The organism is Streptomyces sp. NPDC104309, assembly GCF_055584025.1.
In genome coordinates this window covers 70,402-93,558 of sequence record NZ_JBVJMV010000004.1, presented here as the reverse complement: position 1 = coordinate 93,558, position 23,157 = coordinate 70,402, and the positions used below count along the sequence as shown (strand labels likewise).

Here is a 23,157-nt window from a genome sequence, read left to right as displayed (position 1 = left end):
GACCACCGGCCGAGGATCACCGGCCGTAGGAGGACAGCCGCCCCCGTCCCTCGACTCGGCTCAGAACTTGTTGCGCGGGGTGATCCCCAGCGACATGCCGGACAGGCCGCGCTGACGGCCTCCCAGCTTGTCCGCGATGGTGCGAAGCGCCTTTCCGGCCGGGGAGTCGGGGTCGGAAAGGACGACCGGCTTGCCCTCGTCGCCGCCCTCGCGCAGCCGTACGTCGATCGGGATGGAGCCGAGCACCGGCACCTCGGCGCCGACCGTCCTCGTCAGTCCCTCGGCGACCCTTTGGCCACCGCCGGTGCCGAAGACGTCCACCATCTCGTCGCAGTGCGGGCACGGTAGTCCCGACATGTTCTCGACGACGCCGACGATCTTCTGGTGCGTCTGCACGGCGATCGAACCGGCCCGCTCGGCCACCTCGGCCGCCGCCTGCTGCGGGGTCGTGACGACCAGGATCTCGGCGTTCGGCACGAGCTGCGCCACCGAGATCGCGATGTCACCGGTGCCCGGCGGCAGGTCGAGCAGCAGGACGTCCAGGTCGCCCCAGTACACATCGGCGAGGAACTGCTGGAGTGCGCGGTGCAGCATCGGTCCGCGCCACACCACCGGGGTATTGCCCGGGGTGAACATGCCGATGGAGATGACCTTCACGCCGTGCGCCGACGGCGGCATGATCATGTTCTCGACCTGGGTCGGCTTGCCGTCCGCACCGAGCATCCGGGGCACGCTGTGCCCGTAGATGTCCGCGTCCACGACACCGACCTTGAGGCCGTCGGCCGCCATCGCGGCCGCCAGGTTCACCGTGACCGACGACTTGCCGACGCCGCCCTTGCCGGACGCGACCGCGTAGACCCGGGTCAGCGAGCCGGGCTTGGCGAACGGCACCTCGCGCTCCGCCGTGCCGCCGCGCAGCGAGGACGTGAGCTCCTTGCGCTGTGCGTCACTCATCACGTCGAGCGTGACGTCGACGCGGGTGACGCCTTCGACCTTCGCCACCGCGTCGGTCACGCTCTTGGTGATCGTCTCGCGCATCGGACAGCCTGAGACCGTGAGATAGACCGTGACAGCGACCACACCGTCAGCACCGATCTCGACCGACTTCACCATGCCGAGTTCGGTGATCGGGCGGTGGATCTCCGGGTCGTTCACTGTCGCCAGTGCCTCAAGCACCGCGTCTTCCGTAGCCATACATTGATAGTACGGGTGCGGGAGGCGCTCGTTGAAAGGGTGGTGCGGGCGGCGGGAGGGCGTACGGCGCCGGCTGCTACGCGCGAGTAACCCCGTCAGTGGTCCTCGTCGCTCTCCCCCGGGAGCAGTGCGTGCCGGTCCCCCAGATCCCGCATGAGGTCCTCCAGCTCCGAGCGGATCCAGTCGCGGGTGGCGACCTCGCCGAGGCCCATCCGCAGTGCCGCGATCTCCCGGGTGAGGTACTCGGTGTCCGCGATGGAGCGCTCGTTCTGCTTGCGGTCCTGCTCGTGGGTGACCCGGTCGCGGTCGTCCTGCCGGTTCTGTGCGAGCAGGATCAGCGGGGCCGCGTAGGAGGCCTGGAGCGACAGCATCAGCGTCAGGAAGATGAACGGGTACGGGTCGAACCGCAAGCCCGCGGGCGCGAAGACGTTCCACACCAGCCAGATGAAGATGACCAGCGTCATCCAGACGATGAAGCGTCCGGTGCCCAGGAAGCGGGCGATCCGCTCGGAGAACCGGCCGAACGCCTCGGGGTCGTAGTCGGGCAGCAGCCGCCGTCGCGGACGCTTCGGCTGATCCAGCCGGGCGCGGGGCGGGCGCGCGATGCCGGAGGCACCCGCCGGTGCCGCCTTCGCGCGGTCCTCACCGGCCACGGGCGACCTCCTCCTCACCGTGGAAGTCGGTCTCCCGCCAGTCCTCGGGCAGCAGGTGGTCGAGCACGTCGTCGACGGTCACCGCGCCGAGCAGCGATCCGCTCTCGTCCACGACCGGAGCGGAGACCAGGTTGTACGCCGCCAGATAGCTGGTCACGGCCGGCAGCGGGGTGTCCGGCGCGAGGGGGACGAGGTCGCTGTCGACGATCGAGCTGACCAGCGCGTACGGCGGATCCCGCAGCAGCCGCTGGAAGTGCACGGTGCCCAGGTACTTGCCGGTCGGCGTCTCGTCCGGGGAGCGGCACACGTACACCTGGGCGGCGAGCGCCGGGGACAGATCCGCCTGCCGGACCCGCGCGAGCGCGTCGGCGACGGTCGCGTCCGGGCGCAGAATGATCGGCTCGGTGGTCATCAGGCCGCCCGCGGTCCGTTCCTCGTACGACATGAGGCGCCGCACATCGGCCGCGTCGTCCGGACGCATCAGGGTCAGCAGCCGCTCCTTGTCCTCCTCGGGCAGCTCCGACAGCAGGTCGGCCGCGTCGTCCGGGTCCATGGCCTCCAGGACGTCGGCGGCGCGCTCCTCCTGGAGCTTGCCGATGATCTCCACCTGGTCGTCCTCGGGCAGCTCCTCCAGGACGTCGGCGAGCCGGTCGTCGTCGAGCGCGGCGGCGACCTCGGCCCGTCGCTTCGGCGACAGATGGTGCAGCGCGTTGGCCACGTCGGTGGGGCGCAGCCGCTCGAACGTGGCGACCAGGGACTCGGTGCCCTGCCCGTGCTCCTCCAGCGAGAATCCGCTGACCGCCGACCACTCGACCGTCAACGTCTCGCCCTTGCGCCGCAGCGCCCCGCCCTTGCCCTTGCGCACGAAGTACTTGTCGATCTCCCAGTCGCGGCGGGCCGGAAGCTGCTGGATGGCGACATCGAGGACGGTGACCTCCTCGCCGGTCTCCACGAGACGGACGCGCCGGTCGAGGAACTCGCCGAGCACCAGGCGTTCGGTGGGCCGCTGTTCGAAGCGCCGCACGTTGACCACGCCGGTGGTGATGACCTGACCGGACTCGATCCCGGTGACCCGGGTCATCGGGAGGAAGATGCGGCGGCGGGTGAGCACCTCGACGACCAGGCCGAGCAGCCGGGGTGGCCGGCCGCCGACCCGCAGCATCGCGACCAGATCGCGGACGCGGCCCACCTGGTCGCCGTTGGGGTCGAAGACCGGGACGCCGGCGAGATGCGAGACGAAGACCCGGGGGGCGCCTGCCGCCATGGTGCGCCTCCTTCTTCCGTGTACGACTTCCCTGTCCGGTCCGTTTGACAGCTAATTAACCGTTATGACGGGATCAGGCTAGCCCGTACCGCTCCGGGCCGCCCCGGTGGACCCGTCCGTACGGCTCTCTGCCGGAAGGCATGAACGGCACGGGTACGCTGCCGTCTGCCACCCCCACCATGCAGATGAGAGGCAGTGCGCCCGTGACCTCTTCCGTTCGGCCCGTCCGGGCCCGACGCCGGACCGCCCTCGCCGTTGTGCTCTGCGCGGCACTGACCACCGCCCTCACGGGGTGCGGGGGCGAGGATCCGGACAAGGGGACCAACGGGGTCGGCAAACTCACCGCCGAGGAGATCGAGAAGAAGGCGCAGACCGCCGCGGGCTCGGCCGACGCGGTGCGCCTCGCGGGGAAGTTGGTCAGCAAGGGCGGCACGTACCAGCTCAACATGCGGCTGAGGGAGAAGGGCGGAACCGGCTCGGTCGTCTCGAAGGGCAGCACCTTCGAGCTGCTGCGGATCGGTGACGATCTCTATCTGAAGGCGGACTCGGGGTTCTGGAGCCACGACGAGAAGCCCGGCGCCGACACCCACACGGGCGGGGCCGCCGCGGACAAGCTCCAGGACAAATACGTGAAGGTGCCCGAGGGCGACCCCACGTACAAGCAGCTGCGCGGCTTCACGGACAAGAAGACCCTGCTCGACGGGTTGCTCACGCTGCACGGCACCCTCAACAAGGGCGACCGCGGCACGGTCGGACCGACCCGGACCGTTCAGATCACGGGCGGCAAGGGCGAGGGTGGCGCGCTCGACGTCTCGCTGGAGGGCACGCCGTATCCGCTGCGCTTCGCGCGCGCCGCCGGTGGGGGGATCGTGACGCTGTCGGACTGGGGCAAGGAGTTCCCGCTGGAGGCCCCGGCCAAGGGGGACACGGTCGACTACGGGCAGCAGCTGCCCAAGACGTCGTCCTGAGACCGGCCGCGCGACACCCGGACCGGCCGTACGGATCAGGGGGCTCGGCTCCGGCCCGACCGCACCCTGCCGTGCCCGGCGCCGGTCGTCACGGCCGGCAGCCCGCCCGGCCGCGCCGGTCCGCCGGACCCCGGTCAGCCCTTGCGTCCCCGCTTCAGCAGCCGGGGCAACCCGGCCGGTACCGGTCGTCGCGTGGTCGCGGACGTCGGCAGGGGCGCCGCGGCCAGTGAGCCGTCCGGCAGCTCCGTACGGAATGCGCCGGGCGTCAGCCGCAGCACCCGGCACTCGCGCGCCCACCGCTCCGTCATCTGCTCGGCGTCCGGTGCGTTCAGCCGCTTGCCCTTGAGCTCGGCGACCGCGGCCTCCCACTCCTCGGAGTGCGGCGCGAGCTCCGTCACGGTGGCCGTCCAGGCCACCAGTCGGCCACCCTTGTCCTTGCTGCGTACGGTCACCTCGGCGGTGGAACCGTCGGTGAGGCCGACCGGGAGCGGCTGCTCGCCGGGGCCGTCGCCGACCAGAAGCGCCGCGCCCTCGTGCCACACGTGCCACAGCGCCCGCGCGGGCCCGGTGCCCCGCACCCAGATGAGGCCGGACTTCTTGGTGGCCTCCTCGACGAGAGCCCGGCCCAGCGGCACGTCAGCGGCAGCAGCAGTCATGGCCGAACTCTATTAGAGCCAGCCGTTGCGCTTGAGCGTGCGGTGGATGGAGAAGCAGACCACCCCGATGACGCCCAGCACCATCGGATAGCCGTACTTCCAGCCCAGCTCGGGCATGTGCTTGAAGTTCATGCCGTAGACGCCGCAGATCATCGTCGGGACGGCGACGATGGCCGCCCAGGACGTGATCTTGCGCATGTCCTCGTTCTGCGCGACGGTCGCCTGCGCCAGGTTGGCCTGGAGGATCGAGTTCAGCAGTTCGTCGAAGCCGATGACTTCCTCGTGCACCCGCGCCAGGTGGTCGGCGACGTCACGGAAGTACTTCTGGATGTCGGGGTCGATCAGCCGCATCGGCCGCTCGCTCAGCAGCTGCATCGGCCGCAGCAGCGGCGACACGGCGCGCTTGAACTCCAGGACCTCGCGCTTGAGCTGGTAGATCCGGCCGGCGTCGGAGCCGCGCGGGCTGCCCTTCGCGGGGGTGGAGAAGACCTCGATCTCCACCTCGTCGATGTCGTCCTGGACCGCACCCGCCACCGCGATGTAGCCGTCGACGACATGGTCGGCGATGGAGTGCAGGACCGCGGAGGGCCCTTTGGCGAGCAGCTCGGTGTCGTCCTGCAGCCGGTGCCGCAGCGCGCGCAGCGAGCCGTGGCCGCCGTGCCGCACGGTGATGACGAAGTCCCGGCCGGTGAAGCACATCACCTCGCCGGTCTCGACGACCTCGCTGCTCGCGGTGAGCTCGGTGTGCTCGACGTAGTGGATGGTCTTGAAGACGGTGAAGAGCGTGTCGTCGTACCGCTCCAGTTTCGGTCGCTGGTGGGCGTGGACGGCGTCCTCGACGGCGAGCGGGTGGAGCCCGAACTCCCGGGCGATCCCGGCGAATTCCTCCTCGGTCGGTTCGTGCAGACCGATCCAGGCGAAGCCGCCCTCCTCGCGCACCTGGAGCATCGCCTCGTGCGGCGTGCGGCAGGTGCCGCTCTCCAGGCGCCGTCCGTCGCGGTAGACCGCGCAGTCGACCACCGCGCTGGAGACGGACGGGTCCCGGGTGGTGTCGTAACTGTTGTGCAGGGCGTTGCTCTTGCGCAGGGACGGGCGCACGGCGGCGCGCAGGTCGCGGATCATCGACATGGCTGGCTCCTTCACGGAGGGCCGTCGTCGGGCACGTGGAACAGCCCGGAATGGGGACGTGTGCTCACGTCCGCAAAGCGGGCGGCACCGCGGCGGCGCGATGACGGCGTTCGCTACAGACAGGCAAATTCGCTACAGACAGACAAAAGGGAAGTGCTCTTCCGTCGTGCGCAATGCCATGGGCCTTGACCGAGAAGGCTTCAGATCACCGAAGAGAGGTGAGGTGCGGAAGAGCGGTTGGTACTGCACGGTCGACTTCGATCCATGGCAGCCCCACCTCCTCCAGCCGGTCCCCCGTGGGGGATGACGTGTCGTCGGGGCTGAGAGCGACGCTTCTGCGTGCTGCCCCGACCAGCGGCCAAGACTATCAGCCGCCCGAGGGCCAATCCTTTACTTTGCCCGTTCCATACGCGTCCTATGCTCGCGGGATGGGAGAAATTCTTGCTCTGGTCGAGGCCCGGCTGCTGACGGCCCTCGGCGAACCGGACGCCCGCGCCGCAGTGACGTTTCTCGGCACGGACCGCATCGAGGTGCTCCGTTTCGTCGACGGCGACGTGGTGCGCTACGCCACGCTCGGCATGTCCGCGCAGCCGATGACCGACCCGACCGCGACCCTCGCGGACCCGGTCAAGGGGCCGCGCGCCGAGCTGGTCCTCTCCGTGCGGGCGGGGCTCGCCGACACCGACAAGGTGCTGCGTCCGCTGGCCGTGCTGGCGGCCTCTCCGCAGGTCGAGGGTCTGATCGTGGCGCCCGGAGCCTCGCTGGACTTCGGTGAACCGCTGTGGCCCGGGGCGCCGTTCAGCTCCGTACTGGTCGCCGAGCCGGGCGGGCTGGTCGAGGACCTGGATCCGAACGAGCCCGCGCCCGGCGGCTCCGGGAGCGGCGGTGGTCCGGAGGCGGGCGGCCCCATGGATCCGGTGCGGTTCCTGCCGTTGCTGCCGATGACGCACAACGAGGCCGCGTGGAAGCGGGTCCGGGGTGCGCAGGAACTCCAGGAGCGGTGGCTCTCGCACGGTACGGATCTGCGCGATCCGCTCCGTGCCTCCGTCGACCTGGACTGAGACGTACGTCATGCCGGGCACGGGGAAGCCCCGCCGCGCGGCCAGGAGGGGGAGCCGCGGGCGGGGCGGAACGGGGGGCCGGTGCCGTGGTCAGTCGGCGAAGACCGTGACGCCGTCCTCGGTGGCGTGCTTCGGCTCCAGTTCCTCCGCGTCGTGGGTCAGCGCCGTACGCCGGACCCAGACGACGATCGCACCGACCACGGCCGTGATGGCGGCGACCACGAACGGGATGTGGATGTTGCTCCACTCCTCGATCTTCGGGGCGAGGTACGGGGCGGCGGCCGCGGCGAACCAGCGGACGAAGTTGTAGCCCGCGCTCGCCACCGGGCGCGGCGCGTCCGACACACCGAGCGCCAGCTCCGTGTAGACGGTGTTGTTCATGCCGATGAAGGCGCCGGAGACGATCGTGCAGACGACGGCGGCGGTGTGGTTGCCGTATCCCAGGACCAGGAGGTCGGCGGCGAGCAGCACCAGCGAGGCACCGAGCACCTTCAGTGACCCGAAGCGCTTCTGCAGCCGCGGGGCGACGAGCACCGAGAAGACCGCGAGCAGCAGACCCCAGGCGAAGAAGACCGCGCCCGACTTGTACGGCGTCATGTCGAGCACGAACGGAGTGAACGCCAGGATCGTGAAGAACGCGTAGTTGTAGAAGAACGCCGAGGTGGCGACGGAGGCCAGGCCGCCGTGGCCGAGCGCCTTGATCGGGTCGAGCAGTGACGTCCTGCCGGCGGGCCTGGGCTGCTCCTTCAGGAACAGCGTGATGCAGATGAAGCCGATCGCCATCAGCGCGGCCGTACCGAAGAACGGGTAGCGCCAGCTGGCATCACCGAGCAGGGCGCCGAGCAGGGGGCCGCAGGCCATGCCGAGGCCGAGCGCCGACTCGTAGAGCAGGATCGCCGCCGCGCTGCCACCGGCCGCCGCACCGACGATCACGGCGAGCGCGGTCGAGACGAAGAGCGCGTTGCCCAGACCCCAGCCGGCCCGGAAGCCGACGAGTTCGGCGACGGACGACGAGGTGCCGGAGAGCGCGGCGAAGACGACGACGAGCGCGAGGCCGGTCAGCAGCGTCTTGCGGCCACCGATCCGGCTGGAGACGAAGCCGGTGACGAGCATCGCCACGGCGGTGATCAGGAAGTACGAGGTGAAGAGCAGGGACACCTGGCTCGGTGTCGCCTCCAGGCCCTTGGCGATGGACGGCAGAATCGGGTCCACCAGGCCGATTCCCATGAACGCGACGACAGAGGCGCCCGCCGTGGCCCAGACGGCCTTCGGCTGGCGCAGGATGCTGCCCGCTCCCTGATCGAACGGATCCTCTCCTTGCATAGGTCTTCTCGCTCTCCACTAGATCGTTGTGTTATACACAGAATAAGTTAGAGGAACTAATGAATGCAAGTTACATCTAATTCCGCAGGTCGCGGCCACGCTGCGGACGGGTGATCATCCTTGACGCGGCGGCGGACCTGGAGGACCGTTGGTCGCTATGAGGGGCGAACCCAGTTGCCCGAAGTGTGGAGGCCGGGTCAGGGCGCCCGGTCTCTTTGCCGATACCTGGCAGTGCTCTCTGCACGGCAGTGTGCAACCGCTGCAACCGGTCGTCCCGCCCAGCGTCGAGGCGCTGGGCGTGGTCGTGGGCCGCGCCCGGGTGCCGGTGTGGATGCCCTGGCCGCTGCCGGTGGGCTGGCTGTTCACGGGCGTGGCGAGCGCGGGTGACGAGCGCAGCGGCGGCCGTGCCACCGTCGTCGGCTGCTCCGGTCCCGGTCCCGTCGGCGGCATCGGCGAGCTGCTGCTCGTCACCGAGGAGCTCGGTGTCGGACTCGGGGCGCGCTACGCCGGGATCGACGGCCCCGACCCCGGCCCGCATCTGGATGTCGACGGCCCGCCGGACGTCAAGATGCTCGCCGCCGGACGTCCCACTCCGCTCTGGCACGTCAAAGGCGCCCCCGAGGACCGCGCGGTCTTCGCGGGCGAGGCGCGCGGGCTCTGGCTCTGGGCGATCGTCTGGCCCGAGCAGTCGGGGCTCCTGATGTACGACGAGCTGGTGCTCGCCGATCTGCGCGAGGCCGGGGGAGAGATGGACCTCGTGCCGTGCGGAGCGCTCACCCCACGCCTGCTCAACTAGGTCCTCTCGTCCGGATAGATCCGGACCTCGCGGCACCGGTCGGGGCGGACGGAGCCCGGCCGGGTGGTGTCCGGACGCCGGTTATCCTTGAACGTCCCCCTCTGTCCGGCCCCGAACAATGGAGTACGCGTCGTGCGCATCGACCTGCACACCCACTCCACCGCGTCGGACGGTACGGACACCCCCGCCGAGCTGGTGCTGGGCGCCGCTGCCGCGGGCCTCGACGTCGTCGCCCTCACCGACCACGACACCGTGCGCGGTCACGCCGCGGCGATCGCCGCCCTTCCGGAGGGGCTCACCCTCGTCACCGGCGCCGAGCTCTCCTGCCGGATCGACGGCGTGAGCCTGCACCTGCTGGCGTACCTCTTCGACCCCGACGAGCCCGAGCTGGCCCGCGAACGCGAGCTGGTGCGGGACGACCGGGTGCCGCGTGCGCGGACGATGGTGGGCAAGCTCCAGGCGCTCGGCGTGCCCATCGAATGGGAGCGGGTCGCACGGATCGCCGGGGACGGATCGGTCGGCAGGCCGCACATCGCCACCGCGCTCGTCGAGCTCGGCGTTGTCGAGACCGTCTCCGACGCCTTCACGCCCGAATGGCTCGCGAACGGCGGACGCGCGTACGCCGAGAAGCACGAGCTCGACCCCTTCGACGCGATCCGGCTGGTCAAGGCCGCCGGCGGCGTCACCGTCTTCGCCCACCCGCTCGCCGTCAAGCGCGGTGAGGTGGTGCCCGAGTCGTCGATCGCGAAGCTCGCCGCCGCGGGCCTCGACGGCGTCGAGGTCGACCACATGGACCACGACGAGCCGACCAGGGCCAGGCTGCGCGGACTCGCCCGGGAGCTGGGACTGCTGACGACCGGCTCCAGCGACTATCACGGCACCCGCAAGACCGTCGGACTCGGCGAGTGCACCACCGACCCCGAGATCTACGGCGAGATCACCCGGCGCGCCACGGGAGCCTTCCCGGTGCCGGGCGCCGGCGGACCCCGCCCCGTGTAACGCCGCACGCGTCCCGGCCGGGGCCGAAGCCCCGCGCCCGGCCCGGCGGCCCGACGCGTAACGCCGCACGCGTCCCTCTTCCGCGTTCCACCGCGCACCCACGGCCTCCGGGCCGCTGTCCCGGTCCCGGGGTGCGCTCCTCCAAGCCGTTTCTCGTTCTCCTCCCGCAAGGCTCACTGTGTTCGACGTCGCTGTCTTCGGATCTCTTTTTCTCACGCTTTTTGTGATTATGGATCCCCCTGGAATCACCCCGATCTTCCTTGCCCTCACCGCGGGCCGCCCCGCCAAGATGCAGCGCAGGATGGCGCTGCAGGCCGTGGCCGTCGCCTTCGGCGTGATCGCCGTCTTCGGGGTGCTCGGCCAGCAGATCCTCGACTATCTGCATGTCTCCGTACCCGCGCTGATGATCGCGGGCGGGCTTCTCCTGCTGCTGATCGCGCTCGATCTGCTCACCGGCAAGACGGACGAGCCGACGCAGACGAAGGACGTCAACGTGGCGCTCGTGCCGCTGGGCATGCCGCTGCTCGCCGGGCCCGGTGCGATCGTCTCGGTGATCCTGGCGGTGCAGCACGCCGACAGTGTGGGGAGCCAGATCTCGGTCTGGTCGGCGATCATCGCCATGCACATCGTGCTCTGGCTGACCATGCGATACTCGCTGCTGATCATCCGGGTCATCAAGGACGGCGGCGTCGTGCTGGTGACCAGGCTCGCCGGAATGATGCTCTCCGCCATCGCCGTGCAGCAGATCATCAACGGGGTCACCCAGGTCATCCAGAACGCCTGACGCTCGCCCTCGGACACCACAGCGCCCCCGTACGGACCGTCCGTACGGGGGCGCTTCGTCTTTAGTACGTCGTCATGCGTTACGAAGCCGAGGATTCGGCCGGGCGGATGTAGATGCGCTGGCCCATGGCTGCGGCCTGCTGCACGATCCGGTTGACGGAGGCGGCGTCCACGACGGTGCTGTCCACGGCGGTACCGTCGACATCGTCGAGTCGCATGATCTCGAAGCGCATATGGCTTCCCTTCGTCTGATCCTCCTGCTGGAGAACTACTGGGAGGACGGATGACCCGTCCGCAAGGATGAGAGCGCCCGACAGCGATGTCCTGCGCTCCACGAGGGGTACAACGACTTGCCTCCGGCAAACATTCCCTACGCTAAGGAAATTTTTTGGATGTCTAAGTATCAGCAGGTCACCCAGCACGCGCCGGCGACGAGGTCCACGACGAGGCCCGTATGAACGAGGCAGAGATCGGCGAGCGCCTGGACCGCACCAACGAGCTGCTCCAGCGCGTGCTCGCCGAGGTGTCGAAGACCCCCTCGACCCATGCGATCTTCGTGGACGCGGGCTATGTGTACGCCGCGGCCGGACTGCTCGTCACCGGCACCGAGGACCGCCGCTCCTTCGACCTCGACGCGGAAGGGCTGATCGAGGCCTTCATCGACAAGGCCCGCACGATCTTCGCGGACAGCAGACTGCTGCGCGTGTACTGGTACGACGGAGCCAGGCGACGCATTCACACCGTCGAGCAGCAGGCCATCGCCGAACTCCCCGACGTCAAGGTCAGACTCGGCAACCTCAACGCCAACAACCAGCAGAAGGGCGTCGACTCACTCATCCGCACCGATCTCGAATCGCTCGCCCGGCACCGCGCCATCAGCGACGCGGCACTCGTCGGCGGCGATGAGGACCTGGTGTCCGCGGTCGAGGCGGCGCAGGGATACGGGGCCCGTGTGCACCTGTGGGGCATCGAGGCCGGGGAGGGGCGCAACCAGGCCGAACCGCTGCTCTGGGAGGTCGACAGCCAGCGCACCTTCGATCTGGACTTCTGCCGCCCGTACGTCACCAGACGCCCCGTCACCACCTACGAGGACGACACCCCCGCGCCCTCGCGCGAAGACGTCCGCTTCGTCGGTGCGCAGATCGCCGCGGCCTGGCTGGCCGCCCGGGGCCGCGAATCCCTCGCCGATCTGCTGCCCGGCCACCCGTATCTGCCGGGCTCGGTCGACCAGGACCTGCTGGTCGAGGCCGAACGGCTGCTGCAGCACTCGCTGCGCGGTCACGCGCATCTGCGCCGGGCGCTGCGTGACGGTTTCTGGCAGCACCTGCAGGCCCAGTACTGAGTTCCGGGTGACGGCGCCGCGCACCGGCCTCGTCGAGTTCCGACGGTGGCGCCTACAGGCTTTCCCAGAAGGAGACGAGTGCGGCCGCCGTCTGTTCGGGGCGGTCCGTGTTGGGGGAGTGTTCGGCGCCCGCGATCCGGGTGCGGTGCGCACCGAGCCGCCGGGCCATCTCGTCGAGGAGCGGTACCGGCCAGGTGTCGTCGCGCTCCCCGGAGAGCACATGGACCGGCAGCGCGACGGCGGCGAGTTCGGCCACCCGGTCCGGTTCGGTCGCCAGCTGACGGCCGGTGGCGATCAGCTGGGCGGGCCGGTGGCGCAGCCAGCGCCGGCGCAGCGCCTCGCCGTCGGTCGTCGCGTCCTCGGGCGGGTCGAGGGCGCGCATCGCCTCCCACACCTCGGCCATGCTCAGCGTCGCGAGTGCGTCGCTCAGCATCTTCACCTTGAGCTGCTGGGCCTCGGCGACCTGGGCGGGGCCGGACGACATGAGCGTCAGCGAACGGAACGGCGAGGCGTCGAGCAGCACGGCGGCGCGCGCGATCTGCCCGCCGAGCGAATGCCCGACCAGATGTACGGTGCCCTCGCCGGCGGCGTCGAGCGCGGCGGCCTGCGCGAGCACGTCACGGGCCAACTCGGCCTGCATGTACTGGTCCTGACGGTCCGTCCCCTCGGTTTCGTACTGCCCGCGGCCGTCCACGGAGACGATTCGGTACCCGGCGGCGGAGAGTGGTTCGAGCAGTGCGATGAAGTCCTCCTTGCTGCCCGTGTATCCGGGCAGCAGGAGGGCCGTGCCGCGCGGCGCGGTGCGCGGCGGGGCGTCCAGCACGGCGAAGTCCCCGCGCGCGGTGCGGAGCTGGTGGGCGTGGGCGCAGGGAGGCGGGGTGAAGGTGTGCGGCCGGCTCATGGGACGAGGTTATGTCCTGCGACGCCGGACGGGCAGAAGGGAAGGTCCCCGATCGCCGGACGGCCGCACCCCGCGTCCTCGGACGCCGGACGGACAGAGGCCGTGTCCTGGATGCCGGACGGGCAGCGACCATGTGCTGGAACGCCGGACGGGCTTGAGGAAACCCTCAAGCCCGTCCGGCGAAATCAGGCCCCTCCGGTCGACGGAGGAGCGGGGTCCGGGGCGAGCCCCGGACGAGGCGGTGTCGCGCGCTCAGCCCTCGGTCGTGGCGGCGGTCGCACGCGGCGCCCGGCGCCTCCGCGGCTTCGTCTCGCCCTCGGCGGCCGGAACCTCCGCCACGACCTCCGTCTTCGGCTTGGCAGCCGCACGGGTGCGACGGCGCGGCTTGCTTTCCGTCTTCGCGGGCACCGGCTCGGCGATGGGCGCGATCTGGAAGTCGACCTCGTCCTCGGCCGGCTTGATCACACGGGTGCGGCGGCGCGGCTTGGTCACCGTCTTCGCGGGCACCGGCTCGGCGATGGGGGCGATCTGGAAGTCGACCTCCTCCGCCACCGGCTTCACGACGGCGGCCCGGGTGCGACGACGGCGCGGCTTGGCCTCGGACTCGTCCCCGGCCTCGGCGGCCGGAGCCTCGACCGTGCTCACCGCGACCTCGGCCGCGATGTCCGGGGCTCCGACGCGGGTACGGCGCCGGCGGCGCGGCGTACGCGGCTCGGACGGGGCGTCGGTCACCTCGGCGGACGGGGCCGGTACCACGGCCGTGGTCTCGGCGGTCTCCTCGACGGCGGGGACGGTCGAACCACCCCGCGTACGACGACGCTGGCGCGGCGTGCGCGGCGCACGCTCCTCGCGGGCGGCGGGGGCCACGGCGGCGGCGGCGGACTTGCGGCCGCGGCCGCCCGTCTCGCCGAGGTCCTCGATCTCCTCGGCACGCAGACCCGCACGGGTCCGCTCGGCACGCGGCAGGACACCCTTGGTGCCGGCCGGGATGTCGAGCTCCTCGAAGAGGTGCGGCGAGGTGGAGTACGTCTCGACCGGACTGTTGAAGTTCAGGTCCAGCGCCTTGTTGATCAGCTGCCAGCGCGGGATGTCGTCCCAGTCGACCAGCGTGATCGCGATGCCCTTGGCGCCGGCACGACCGGTCCGGCCGATGCGGTGGAGGTACGTCTTCTCGTCCTCCGGCGACTGATAGTTGATGACGTGGGTCACACCCTCGACATCGATACCGCGGGCCGCCACGTCGGTGCAGACGAGCACGTCCACCTTGCCGTTGCGGAACGCGCGCAGCGCCTGCTCGCGCGCGCCCTGCCCGAGGTCGCCGTGGACGGCGCCGGAAGCGAAACCACGCTTCTCCAGCTGTTCGGCGATGTCGGCGGCCGTGCGCTTCGTACGGCAGAAGATCATCGCGAGTCCGCGGCCGTTGGCCTGCAGAATGCGGGAGACCAGCTCCGGCTTGTCCATCGAGTGGGCCCGGAAGACATGCTGCGAGATGTTCGCGACGGTCGCGCCCTCGCCGTCGGGCGAGGTGGCGCGGATGTGCGTCGGCTGCGACATGTAGCGGCGCGCGAGACCGATGACGGCGCCGGGCATGGTCGCAGAGAAGAGCATCGTCTGGCGCTTCGCCGGAAGCATGGTGATGATCTTCTCGACGTCGGGCAGGAAGCCGAGGTCGAGCATCTCGTCGGCCTCGTCGAGCACGAGCGAGCGGACGTGCGAGAGGTCGAGCTTGCGCTGTCCGGCCAGGTCGAGCAGTCGGCCCGGGGTGCCGACGATCACGTCGACGCCCTTCTTCAGGGCCTCTACCTGCGGCTCGTACGCGCGGCCGCCGTAGATCGCGAGAACGCGGACGTTACGCACCTTGCCGGCGGTCAGGAGGTCGTTGGTGACCTGCTGGCAGAGCTCGCGGGTGGGGACGACGACCAGCGCCTGCGGCGCCTCCGTCAGTTGCTCGGGCCGGGCCCGGCCCGCCTCGACGTCCGCGAGGACGGTGACGCGCTCCAGCAGCGGAAGACCGAAACCGAGGGTCTTGCCGGTGCCGGTCTTGGCCTGTCCGATGACATCGGAGCCGGAGAGCGCGACGGGGAGCGTCATCTCCTGGATGGGGAACGGGGACACGATGCCGACGGCCTCAAGGGCCTCGGCCGTCTCGGGAAGAATCCCGAGTTCTCGGAACGTAGTCAGGGTGCTGCCTCTTCTGTGAGACGCGGTCCGAGGCGAACGCTGGGGGTCGTACCGTGCCGGGGTTGGTCATCCGGCCGTGGATGGGCCGGGTGGCGCGGGACCACTGCCGTCGCTCGAGCGCTCGTGCCGCTGAGGGGGCCCCTCATCTGCGGTCGTACGAGTCGTACGACCCGCGCGGAGGGCTGTCGGGTCGGAGCCGATCGGGCCACCGACCGGGCATCCTCATTCGTTTTCACCAATGTTCGCGCCGCAGGTACGTCCAAAATACTCAGTAGGCGCAATACCACTGTACCCCGGATTCGCGCATGTGTGTTGGGCGAATTCATCGGAACGGTGTGATGTCACTGACCGGCCAGGCCCTTCCGTCCCCCGTCGGGCGGGCTATTCTGCGCTTCATGGAGACGCCTGACAACGCCAACGAAGCCCCCGTGCTCACCGGAATCGCCGCCCAGGACTGGGCCACCGCGTCCGTGGAGCCGCAGTACCGCGCAGCGGTCGTGGACCTGCTGGGAGCACTCGCGTACGGGGAGCTGGCGGCCTTCGAGCGGCTCGCCGAGGACGCCAAACTCGCGCCGACGCTGGCCGACAAGGCGGAGCTGGCGAAGATGGCCTCCGCCGAATTCCATCATTTCGAGCGGCTGACGGACCGGCTGACCGCGATCGAGGTGGAGCCGACCGGCGCGATGGAGCCGTTCGCCAAGGCGCTCGACGACTTCCACCGCCAGACCGCTCCGTCCGACTGGCTGGAGGGCCTGGTCAAGGCGTACGTCGGCGACTCGATCGCCAGTGACTTCTACCGCGAGGTCGCCGCCCGGCTCGACTCTGACACCCGCTCCCTCGTCCTCGCCGTGCTCGACGACACGGGACACGGCAACTTCGCCGTGGAGAAGGTACGCGCCGCGATCGAGGCCGACCCGCGTGTCGGCGGTCGGCTCGCGCTCTGGGCGCGTCGGCTGATGGGCGAGGCGCTCTCGCAGGCGCAGCGGGTGGTGGCCGACCGCGACGCGCTGTCGACGATGCTCGTGGGCGGCGTGGCGGACGGGTTCGACCTGGCGGAGGTCGGGCGGATGTTCTCGCGGATCACCGAGGCGCACACCAAGCGGATGGCGGCGCTGGGACTGGCGGCGTAGCACCTTCACCGGGGGCCGTCCGGCGCCCGTCCGCACGGGCGCCGGACGCTCTCAGGCCGCCGCTGAGCGGCTCAGGCGGTGACTTCGGGGGCGGACCAGCAGCGAGAGCGTGACGGCGCCGACCAGCGCCGCGCCGACGAGTGTGGCCACCGAGTGGCCCGGTCCCAGCACCGAGTGCATGAGAAACGCGCCGAACAGGGCTCCCAGCGCGCCGGTGGTGAAGACGGCACGGCGGGACGGGAGCCGGTCGGGCAGCGAGTGGAGCCCCGCCCAGGCCAGGGCGAGTCCGAGCACGACGGAGCCGAGAGGTTCCAGAATCACAGATGATCACCTCGCGTGTTGCGGGGCGGGTAAATCGGTCGTTAGCCGTACTACCCGAGGGGGGCGGAACGCAACCCTCCTCGTACCGGGTTCGCGCCGGAATCGCCCGACCGACGGAAACGCGCACGGTGAGTACGGACGGATCCTCGGGCCGAGCCGCGGGCCGACCGGGATGCGGCCCGGCGGGGGATCCCCAGAACGGAAAGCGGCCCGGCGGGGAATCCCCACCGGGCCGCCGTCACGACCACTGCGTCGAGCGCGCCGCCCTACAGCGCGCCGAACCCCACGCGGCGCGTGCTGGGCTCGCCGATCTCCACGTACGCGATCCGGTCGGCCGGTACCAGGACCTTGCGGCCCTTCTCGTCCGTGAGGCTGAGCAGCTGCGCCTTACCGGTGAGAGCCTCGGCGACCGCGCTCTCGACCTCTTCGGCGGAAAGCCCGCTCTCCAGAACGATCTCCCGGGGCGTGTGCTGCACCCCGATCTTGACCTCCACGGCTATGTCCCTCCGACGGTCAGTCCCTGCGCGGTGTGAATCGCGCCGTACGCAGCACACATTAGCCCGCTGAGGGGAACCGTCAGGGGCCGGTGGGCAACGCCCGCAGCGAACACGCGCGCCGGCCGAACCCGGCCGCCGCCGTCAGTGCTGCTCGATGCCGTGCAGCGGGAAGCCCGCGATGCCCCGCCAGGCCAGCGAGGTGAGCAGCTGAACCGCCGTGTCGCGCGGGATGGCGGACCGGCTGGAGAGCCAGTAGCGGGCGACCACCTGGGAGACGCCGCCCAGACCGACCGCGAGCAGCATGGACTCGTCCTTGGACAGTCCCGTGTCCCCGGCGATGACGTCGGAGATCGCCTCCGCGCACTGCAACGAGACCCGGTCGACGCGCTCGCGGACCGCGGGCTCGTTGGTCAGGTCCGACTCGAAGACCAGCCGGAACGCGCCGCCCTCGTCCTCCACGTACGCGAAGTACGCGTCCATCGTCGCGGCGACGCGCAGCTTGTTGTCGGTCGTCGACGCCAGCGCCGTACGGACCGCCTGGAGCAGCGACTCGCAGTGCTGGTCGAGCAGCGCCAGATAGAGCTCCAGCTTGCCCGGGAAGTGCTGATAGAGCACCGGCTTGCTGACCCCGGCCCGTTCCGCGATGTCGTCCATGGCCGCGGAGTGGTAACCCTGCGCCACGAATACTTCCTGCGCGGCGCCCAGCAGCTGGTTGCGTCGGGCGCGGCGAGGCAGTCGAGTGCCTCGCGGGCGCGCCGCCTCGGTCTGCTCGATGGCTGTCACGCCGCCTCCCAAATATGTGATCGGACACAGCCTTTCCGTGCACGCTGCGCCGTACCGCCATCGTACTTTTGGGTAACCCGGGTGCGCGCGGCGCGGACGCAGAATTTCATGGACCGGACGGCTGCGGTAGCCACAGATTCGTCGACCGCTGTGGCAAAGCGGGGCGAATCAACGGTAATCGTCTTCATCCTGTGCGACCACACGAGCCTGTTCCGCCGCATCCGCCTCATTGGCGCTGTCCCGGTCGATGTCCGTGAGCGGTTCGTCGCGCCGCTGCTGGAGATCGGCCCGCTGCTCGGCGGCGTCCGCCCGGGGCGTCTCCTGGTCCGGTTCGTCCGGCTGGATGTCCTCGAAGGTTTCCGGGTCGCTGGGGTCGACCGTCATGGTGACTCCCTTCCTTGCTAAGAGCCTAGGAGCTACCCCCGCGTGCCGCTATGCGATCTGTGACCGCGAACACATGATTCGTGGTGTGATCGTCTCGTAACATTGCCGCATGTCTTCGACCGAGCTGCCGGGCGTCCACGCCGCCGCCGCCGCGGTGGCCCCCACGGTGAGCACCGTCAGGGTCGCGGAGGGCGAGGAGTTGCGCTCCGTCGCGCTGCCCGGACTGACGCTGACCGTCCGGGCCCGGCCGCCGGAGCGGGCCGGGCTGCCGCCCGCGCTCTATGTGCACGGGCTCGGCGGCTCCTCCCAGAACTGGTCGGCGCTGATGCCGCTGGTCCAGGACCTGGTGGACGGGGAGGCGGTCGACCTGCCCGGTTTCGGGGACTCGCCGCCACCGGACGACGGCAACTACTCGGTCACCGGACATGCCCGCGCCGTGATCCGCTTCCTCGACGCGGCGGAGCGCGGACCGGTCCATCTGTTCGGTAATTCGCTCGGCGGCGCCGTGGCCACCCGGGTCGCCGCGGTCCGTCCCGACCTGGTGCGCACCCTCACCCTCATCTCGCCCGCGCTGCCCGAGATCCGGGTGCAGCGCTCCGCCGCGCCGACCGGACTGCTGGCCGTTCCGGGCGTCGCCCAGCTGTTCGCCCGCATGACCAGGGACTGGACCGCCGAAGAACGCACGCGCGGTGTCATGGCACTCTGTTACGGCGATCCGGCGCGTGTCTCCGAGTCGGGCTTCCGCGCGGCGGTGGCCGAAATGGAGCGTCGGCTGGAACTGCCGTACTTCTGGGACGCGATGGCGCGCTCGGCACGTGGCATCGTCGACGCGTACACGCTGGGCGGGCAGCACGGACTGTGGCGCCAGGCCGAGCGGGTGCTCGCACCGACCCAGCTCGTGTACGGCGGACGGGACCAGCTCGTCTCGTACCGGATGGCACGCAGGGCGTCCGCGGCCTTCCGCGATTCGCGACTGCTGACACTGCCCGACGCGGGGCACGTGGCGATGATGGAGTACCCGGAGGCGGTCGCCCAGGCGTTCCGGGATCTGCTCGATGAATGCGGCGGGAGCTGATCCGGGGCGTGGGACGACATAGCCGAAAAGGCCCCGCAACCACGGGGGCCGATACCGAGGCCCTCGCGAACGCGGGCGCCGGCCGAGAAGGCGTCCGCCCGGGGCCCGGCAGCGGGCGGCGCCGGAAGTCGGCCGATGCGCCCGCCGGTACGGACGGGCACGCCCCGTTCCAGCAGGCCGGCCATGTCCGCGGCGGCCACCCCGAACAGCGTGAACCCGGCGGCGGCTGGGGGACCGGCCCGCAGCAGACGGTGCCCCGGCGCGCACAGCAGGCCGGGGCCCGACCGCTGATACCGGGGCCGCGGCGCGAGTTCGTCGAGGCCTTCGACGCGTCACCCGTTCCGCCCGCACCCCGGAGGCCTTCCGCCCCGCCCGCCCCGCCGGCCGATCCGAACAGCTCGGTCGGCGAGCGCGACGAGCAGCCGTCGGGCGGTGACGCAGGCGCGCCGACGCCCGCCAAGGGCGCCAGGGGGCGCACGTTCACCGGCATAGCGGCCGCCGCGGTGACCACCGTGCTCGCGGTGGTCGTGGCCGGACAGGTCGCCCACGACGACGGAGGCAGCACCGCGCGGTCCGCGGGCGTCGACCGGGACGGCACCGAGGGCGCCTCCCGCTCGGACGACCGGCCGACCCCGAAGGCGGCGCAGGTCAAGCCCCTTTCGTACGCGGAGAAGATGGCCAAGGCCTATCCGCTCCCGCCGAAGCTCCACGGGTCGGGGAAGTTCGAGGCGGTTCCGGGCTCGGCGAAGGCCCCGGGCCGGGGACACAAGTACCGCTACCGCATCGATGTCGAGAAGGGCCTCGGGCTCGACGTGGCGCTCTTCGCCCGAGCCGTCCAGGAAACGCTCAACGACGACCGCAGCTGGGCGCACGACGGCGCCATGACGTTCGAGCGGATCTCCTCCGGCGACCCCGATTTCGTGATCACCCTGGCCAGTCCCGGAACCACCGGGGACTGGTGCCGGAAGTCGGGGCTGGACACGACGGAGGACAACGTCTCGTGCGACTCCGCCGCGACCGAACGCGTGATGATCAACGCCTACCGCTGGGCGCAGGGGTCGTCGACGTTCGGTCCGGACAAACTCTTCGCCTACCGCCAGATGCTGATCAACCATGAGGTCGGTCACCGGCTGGGTCACGACCATGCGAGTTGTCGCACGCCGGGAGCGCTCGCTCCGGTGATGCAGCAGCAGACCAAGTCCCTGGACATCGACGGGATCAAATGCCGGCCCAACTCCTGGGTGTACCCCACCAGTTGAATCGGAAGGCGTAGGGCCCGGGGTGTTCCGGGCCGCCCCTCGATCGGGCCGGTCTCCACCGTGTTCCGCGGGACCCGGGCCACCACGCCTCGAATCCGTCCGCATGTCGAGATGAGTGTCTCATTCTGCGGATGACCGTTCTGCTGGCGCGGTCGCGGCGGGAGCTGGGCCTGGCGCTGGCCTTCATCGCGCACGACCTCGCCGTCGCGCGGCAGGTCAGCCACCGGGTCGCCGTCCTGTGGCGGGGCCGGATCCGCGAGGGGGCGAGGTGGAACGGGTGTACGAGGGCCCCGGGGACCCGTAAACCAAACAGCCCCTGGCCACCGTTCCCTCGCTCGGCCCGGCGCTCGCTCGGTCCGCCGCGCAGCCCGCAAGGAGCCGACTGCGGCCTGACTCCGAGTGATCGACCGTTCCCATAGCGCGACCGAACGCCGCCAGGGCGGGAAAGTTACGACGATTCACCCCTTTCGGTGGCGCGACGGACAACCGTCCATCGCGCCACCGGCGTATCCGCTTACGGTCGTCCCGCTGTGAGCCGCCGTCCCGACGGCGGCCGCCCACAAGGGAGATCGGGGGTGTGCTCGTGCGGATCGGACTCCTCACCGACGGTGGTTATCCGTATGCGACCGGTGAGTCCAGACTCTGGTGCGACCATCTGGTGCGCGGACTCGCGCAGCACGAGTTCGATCTCTTCGCGCTCAGCCACTCCGCCGAACAGGAGGCACAGGGCTGGGTCCCGCTCCCGACGCAGGTCAGCCGGGTGCGGACGGCACCGCTGTGGTCGGTCGACGAGGACTCCCTGGGCACCCGCGTCCCCAAAGGGCTGCTCGCCCGGATAGTGACGGGCGGGGGCGGTCGCTCGTACGGGCGGCGCGAACGGCAGCGGTTCACGGCGCACTTCACGGCTCTCGCGACCGCTGTCTGCGCGACGGGTGCGCCGGGTGCGCCGGGTGGCTACGAAGCTGCGGGTGCGGGTGCGGGTGTGGCTGCGGGCGGGGCAGTGGGTTCCGGTGAACGCGGTGACGAGGGGCGCGAGGCCGTCGGCGTCGCGGACACGCGGTTCACCGAAGGCCTGTACGGACTCGCCGAACTGGCCCGCGAACACGGGGGACTGCTCGCCGCACTCCGCTCCGAGACCGCCCTGCGCGTGCTCGAATCCGCCTGCCGCGCCCCCGGCACCGGACGCACCGTCCAGGCCGCCGCCGTCCCCGATCTCCTCGCCTTCGCCCGGGAGCTCGACCGGGTGCTGCGCCCGCTCTCCCTCGACTGGTACGACGAGGAGAGCCTCGGGGCGGTCGACCTCTGCCACGCCACGTCGGGCGGGGCCGCGGCCCTGCCGGGACTGCTGGCCAAACGCTTCTTCGGGGTTCCGCTGCTGGTCAGCGAGCACGGCGTGCGGCTGCGGGAGCACTACCTCGCCGCCACCGACTCCCCCCTGAGCGCGCCGGTACGCGCCCTGCTCGCCGGCCTCCACGGGCGGCTGGCCGGTGAGGTGTACCGGCAGGCCGCGATCGTCACCCCGGGCAGCACCCACGCCCGCCGCTGGCAGGAACGGTGCGGTGCCGAACGCGAGAAGCTGCGCACCGTCCACGCCGGCATGGAGTCCGGCCGGTTCACGGCGCTGGGGGAGAGCGGCGACAGCGGTCCCGACGACACACTGGTGTGGGTCGGCCGGATCGAGCCCGCCAAGGACCTGATCGCGCTGCTGCACGCCTTCGCGGAAGTACGGAAGGCCGAACCGGACGTCCGGCTGCGGATCATCGGGTCGGCGTCGCAGGGCCCGGAGGACACCGGATATCTCGCGCACTGCCGGGCGCTTGCCGCCCAGCTGTTCCCCGACGAGGCCACGGACGCGCACGCCGTCGGCGACAACCCGGTCTCCTTCGAGGACATCGGCGGAGCCGAGGCGCGGGATCTGCCGGAGGCCTACGCGGCGGGTGGCGTCGTCGTTCTGTCCAGTGTGGTCGAAGGCTTCCCCACCGGTCTGGTCGAGGCGATGTTCTGCGGACGGGCCACGGTGTCGACGGATGTCGGCGCGGTGGTCGAAGTCATCGGTGGTACCGGGCTGGTGGTGCCCCCGCGCAATCCCAAGGCACTCGCGGACGCCTGCCTCGCGCTGCTGCGCGACCCCGAGCGCCGCGCACGGCTCGGAGCGGCGGCGCGCGCCCGTGCGATCGAACTCTTCACCGTCGAGCAGAACCTCGCTGCATTCCGCGGCATCTACCTGGAGCTGATCTCGCGCGCCCCGGTGCACAGGGAGGCCGACGCGGTGGACGCCGACGGCGAACCGCGCCCGTTCGCCACCCCGCCGGAGGCACAGGTCCAGGGCCCGTGGACGGCTTCCGCCCCTGCCCCGGCAGCCGCGGCCGACCGCACGCCCAGCTGGGCCGTCGAGACCAGGGCCGTCTGCGCGGGAGCGCGGGGAGCGGGTGGCGGCGATGCGTGAACGGGAACAGGAG

The 23,157-nt window shown here is 70.8% G+C and carries 23 protein-coding genes; 10 read left to right on the top strand and 13 right to left on the bottom strand.

What is annotated here, in order from left to right; genetic code table 11:
• Window positions 1-60: 60 nt before the first annotated feature.
• From ACZ68L_RS06735 to ACZ68L_RS06725, 3 genes are all read right to left on the bottom strand, one after another.
• A complete protein-coding gene (locus tag ACZ68L_RS06735; protein WP_469574698.1) occupies window positions 61-1,194 on the bottom strand; it encodes an Mrp/NBP35 family ATP-binding protein in 1,134 nt (377 codons plus the stop codon).
• Between the two features lie 95 nt (window positions 1,195-1,289).
• Complete coding sequence (locus ACZ68L_RS06730) at window positions 1,290-1,847, bottom strand: DUF1003 domain-containing protein (protein WP_469574696.1); 558 nt, start codon at window positions 1,845-1,847, stop codon at window positions 1,290-1,292.
• A complete protein-coding gene (locus ACZ68L_RS06725; RefSeq protein WP_469574695.1) occupies window positions 1,837-3,111 on the bottom strand; it encodes a magnesium transporter MgtE N-terminal domain-containing protein in 1,275 nt (424 codons plus the stop codon). The genes ACZ68L_RS06730 and ACZ68L_RS06725 overlap by 11 nt, the downstream gene beginning before the upstream one ends.
• 203 nt (window positions 3,112-3,314) lie before the next feature.
• Here ACZ68L_RS06725 and ACZ68L_RS06720 point away from each other — a divergent pair, with 203 nt between their 5' ends.
• Entirely contained in the window at window positions 3,315-4,079 is a 765-nt protein-coding gene (locus tag ACZ68L_RS06720) for a hypothetical protein (RefSeq protein WP_469574693.1), read from the top strand.
• Window positions 4,080-4,213: 134 nt separating this feature from the next.
• On the opposite strand, the gene ACZ68L_RS06715 is transcribed toward ACZ68L_RS06720, so the two are convergent.
• Together ACZ68L_RS06715 and ACZ68L_RS06710 are read right to left on the bottom strand one after the other, a co-directional pair.
• On the bottom strand, window positions 4,214-4,735 hold the full coding sequence (locus tag ACZ68L_RS06715; protein ID WP_469574691.1) for a hypothetical protein: 522 nt from the start codon (window positions 4,733-4,735) through the stop codon (window positions 4,214-4,216).
• A 12-nt stretch (window positions 4,736-4,747) separates the two neighbouring features.
• Window positions 4,748-5,863, bottom strand: coding sequence for a magnesium and cobalt transport protein CorA (locus ACZ68L_RS06710; protein WP_469574689.1), 1,116 nt, complete (start codon window positions 5,861-5,863; stop codon window positions 4,748-4,750).
• A 428-nt stretch (window positions 5,864-6,291) separates the two neighbouring features.
• Between ACZ68L_RS06710 and ACZ68L_RS06705 the strand changes: the two genes are divergently transcribed.
• Window positions 6,292-6,924, top strand: coding sequence for a suppressor of fused domain protein (locus ACZ68L_RS06705; RefSeq protein WP_469574687.1), 633 nt, complete (start codon window positions 6,292-6,294; stop codon window positions 6,922-6,924).
• Between the two features lie 90 nt (window positions 6,925-7,014).
• On the opposite strand, the gene ACZ68L_RS06700 is transcribed toward ACZ68L_RS06705, so the two are convergent.
• A complete protein-coding gene (locus ACZ68L_RS06700) occupies window positions 7,015-8,247 on the bottom strand; it encodes an MFS transporter (RefSeq protein ID WP_469574685.1) in 1,233 nt (410 codons plus the stop codon).
• A gap of 157 nt (window positions 8,248-8,404) precedes the next feature.
• Between ACZ68L_RS06700 and ACZ68L_RS06695 the strand changes: the two genes are divergently transcribed.
• The 3 genes from ACZ68L_RS06695 (at window position 8,405) to ACZ68L_RS06685 (ending at window position 10,826) form a co-directional block, all read left to right on the top strand.
• Window positions 8,405-9,043 carry a DUF6758 family protein gene (locus ACZ68L_RS06695; RefSeq protein ID WP_469574684.1) on the top strand — a complete coding sequence of 213 codons (639 nt, stop codon included), beginning with the start codon at window positions 8,405-8,407 and terminating at the stop codon, window positions 9,041-9,043.
• 132 nt (window positions 9,044-9,175) lie between these two features.
• Window positions 9,176-10,042: a PHP domain-containing protein gene (locus ACZ68L_RS06690; protein WP_469574682.1), complete on the top strand. Its 867-nt coding sequence runs from the start codon at window positions 9,176-9,178 to the stop codon at window positions 10,040-10,042.
• A 178-nt stretch (window positions 10,043-10,220) separates the two neighbouring features.
• Window positions 10,221-10,826: a MarC family protein gene (locus ACZ68L_RS06685; protein ID WP_469574681.1), complete on the top strand. Its 606-nt coding sequence runs from the start codon at window positions 10,221-10,223 to the stop codon at window positions 10,824-10,826.
• 79 nt (window positions 10,827-10,905) lie between these two features.
• On the opposite strand, the gene ACZ68L_RS06680 is transcribed toward ACZ68L_RS06685, so the two are convergent.
• Complete coding sequence (locus ACZ68L_RS06680) at window positions 10,906-11,058, bottom strand: hypothetical protein (RefSeq protein ID WP_015611185.1); 153 nt, start codon at window positions 11,056-11,058, stop codon at window positions 10,906-10,908.
• A gap of 221 nt (window positions 11,059-11,279) precedes the next feature.
• Between ACZ68L_RS06680 and ACZ68L_RS06675 the strand changes: the two genes are divergently transcribed.
• Entirely contained in the window at window positions 11,280-12,167 is an 888-nt protein-coding gene (locus ACZ68L_RS06675; protein WP_469574680.1) for an NYN domain-containing protein, read from the top strand.
• A gap of 52 nt (window positions 12,168-12,219) precedes the next feature.
• On the opposite strand, the gene ACZ68L_RS06670 is transcribed toward ACZ68L_RS06675, so the two are convergent.
• Window positions 12,220-13,068 (bottom strand): alpha/beta fold hydrolase, encoded by an 849-nt coding sequence (locus tag ACZ68L_RS06670; RefSeq protein WP_469574679.1) that lies wholly within the window; start codon window positions 13,066-13,068, stop codon window positions 12,220-12,222.
• Between the two features lie 252 nt (window positions 13,069-13,320).
• Window positions 13,321-15,159: a DEAD/DEAH box helicase gene (locus tag ACZ68L_RS06665; RefSeq protein WP_469575277.1), complete on the bottom strand. Its 1,839-nt coding sequence runs from the start codon at window positions 15,157-15,159 to the stop codon at window positions 13,321-13,323.
• Between the two features lie 485 nt (window positions 15,160-15,644).
• Here ACZ68L_RS06665 and ACZ68L_RS06660 point away from each other — a divergent pair, with 485 nt between their 5' ends.
• Window positions 15,645-16,379, top strand: a complete 735-nt coding sequence (locus tag ACZ68L_RS06660; RefSeq protein WP_327273067.1) for a ferritin-like fold-containing protein — start codon at window positions 15,645-15,647, stop codon at window positions 16,377-16,379.
• A gap of 51 nt (window positions 16,380-16,430) precedes the next feature.
• On the opposite strand, the gene ACZ68L_RS06655 is transcribed toward ACZ68L_RS06660, so the two are convergent.
• From ACZ68L_RS06655 to ACZ68L_RS06640, 4 genes are all read right to left on the bottom strand, one after another.
• A complete protein-coding gene (locus ACZ68L_RS06655; protein WP_361449298.1) occupies window positions 16,431-16,700 on the bottom strand; it encodes a hypothetical protein in 270 nt (89 codons plus the stop codon).
• Window positions 16,701-16,966: 266 nt separating this feature from the next.
• The gene (locus tag ACZ68L_RS06650) at window positions 16,967-17,194 is read right to left on the bottom strand and encodes a DUF3107 domain-containing protein (protein ID WP_164495152.1); all 228 of its coding nucleotides are present in this window, start codon (window positions 17,192-17,194) and stop codon (window positions 16,967-16,969) included.
• A 144-nt stretch (window positions 17,195-17,338) separates the two neighbouring features.
• Entirely contained in the window at window positions 17,339-17,980 is a 642-nt protein-coding gene (locus ACZ68L_RS06645) for a TetR/AcrR family transcriptional regulator (protein ID WP_239227244.1), read from the bottom strand.
• 168 nt (window positions 17,981-18,148) lie between these two features.
• Window positions 18,149-18,364 carry a hypothetical protein gene (locus ACZ68L_RS06640; RefSeq protein WP_361449302.1) on the bottom strand — a complete coding sequence of 72 codons (216 nt, stop codon included), beginning with the start codon at window positions 18,362-18,364 and terminating at the stop codon, window positions 18,149-18,151.
• A gap of 109 nt (window positions 18,365-18,473) precedes the next feature.
• On the opposite strand from ACZ68L_RS06640, the gene ACZ68L_RS06635 reads away from it, so the two are divergent.
• The 3 genes from ACZ68L_RS06635 (at window position 18,474) to ACZ68L_RS06625 (ending at window position 23,144) form a co-directional block, all read left to right on the top strand.
• Window positions 18,474-19,439 (top strand): alpha/beta fold hydrolase, encoded by a 966-nt coding sequence (locus tag ACZ68L_RS06635; protein WP_469574675.1) that lies wholly within the window; start codon window positions 18,474-18,476, stop codon window positions 19,437-19,439.
• 8 nt (window positions 19,440-19,447) lie between these two features.
• A complete protein-coding gene (locus ACZ68L_RS06630) occupies window positions 19,448-20,698 on the top strand; it encodes a DUF3152 domain-containing protein (protein ID WP_469574673.1) in 1,251 nt (416 codons plus the stop codon).
• A gap of 583 nt (window positions 20,699-21,281) precedes the next feature.
• Window positions 21,282-23,144, top strand: a complete 1,863-nt coding sequence (locus ACZ68L_RS06625) for a DUF3492 domain-containing protein (RefSeq protein WP_469575275.1) — start codon at window positions 21,282-21,284, stop codon at window positions 23,142-23,144.
• Window positions 23,145-23,157: the final 13 nt, after the last annotated feature.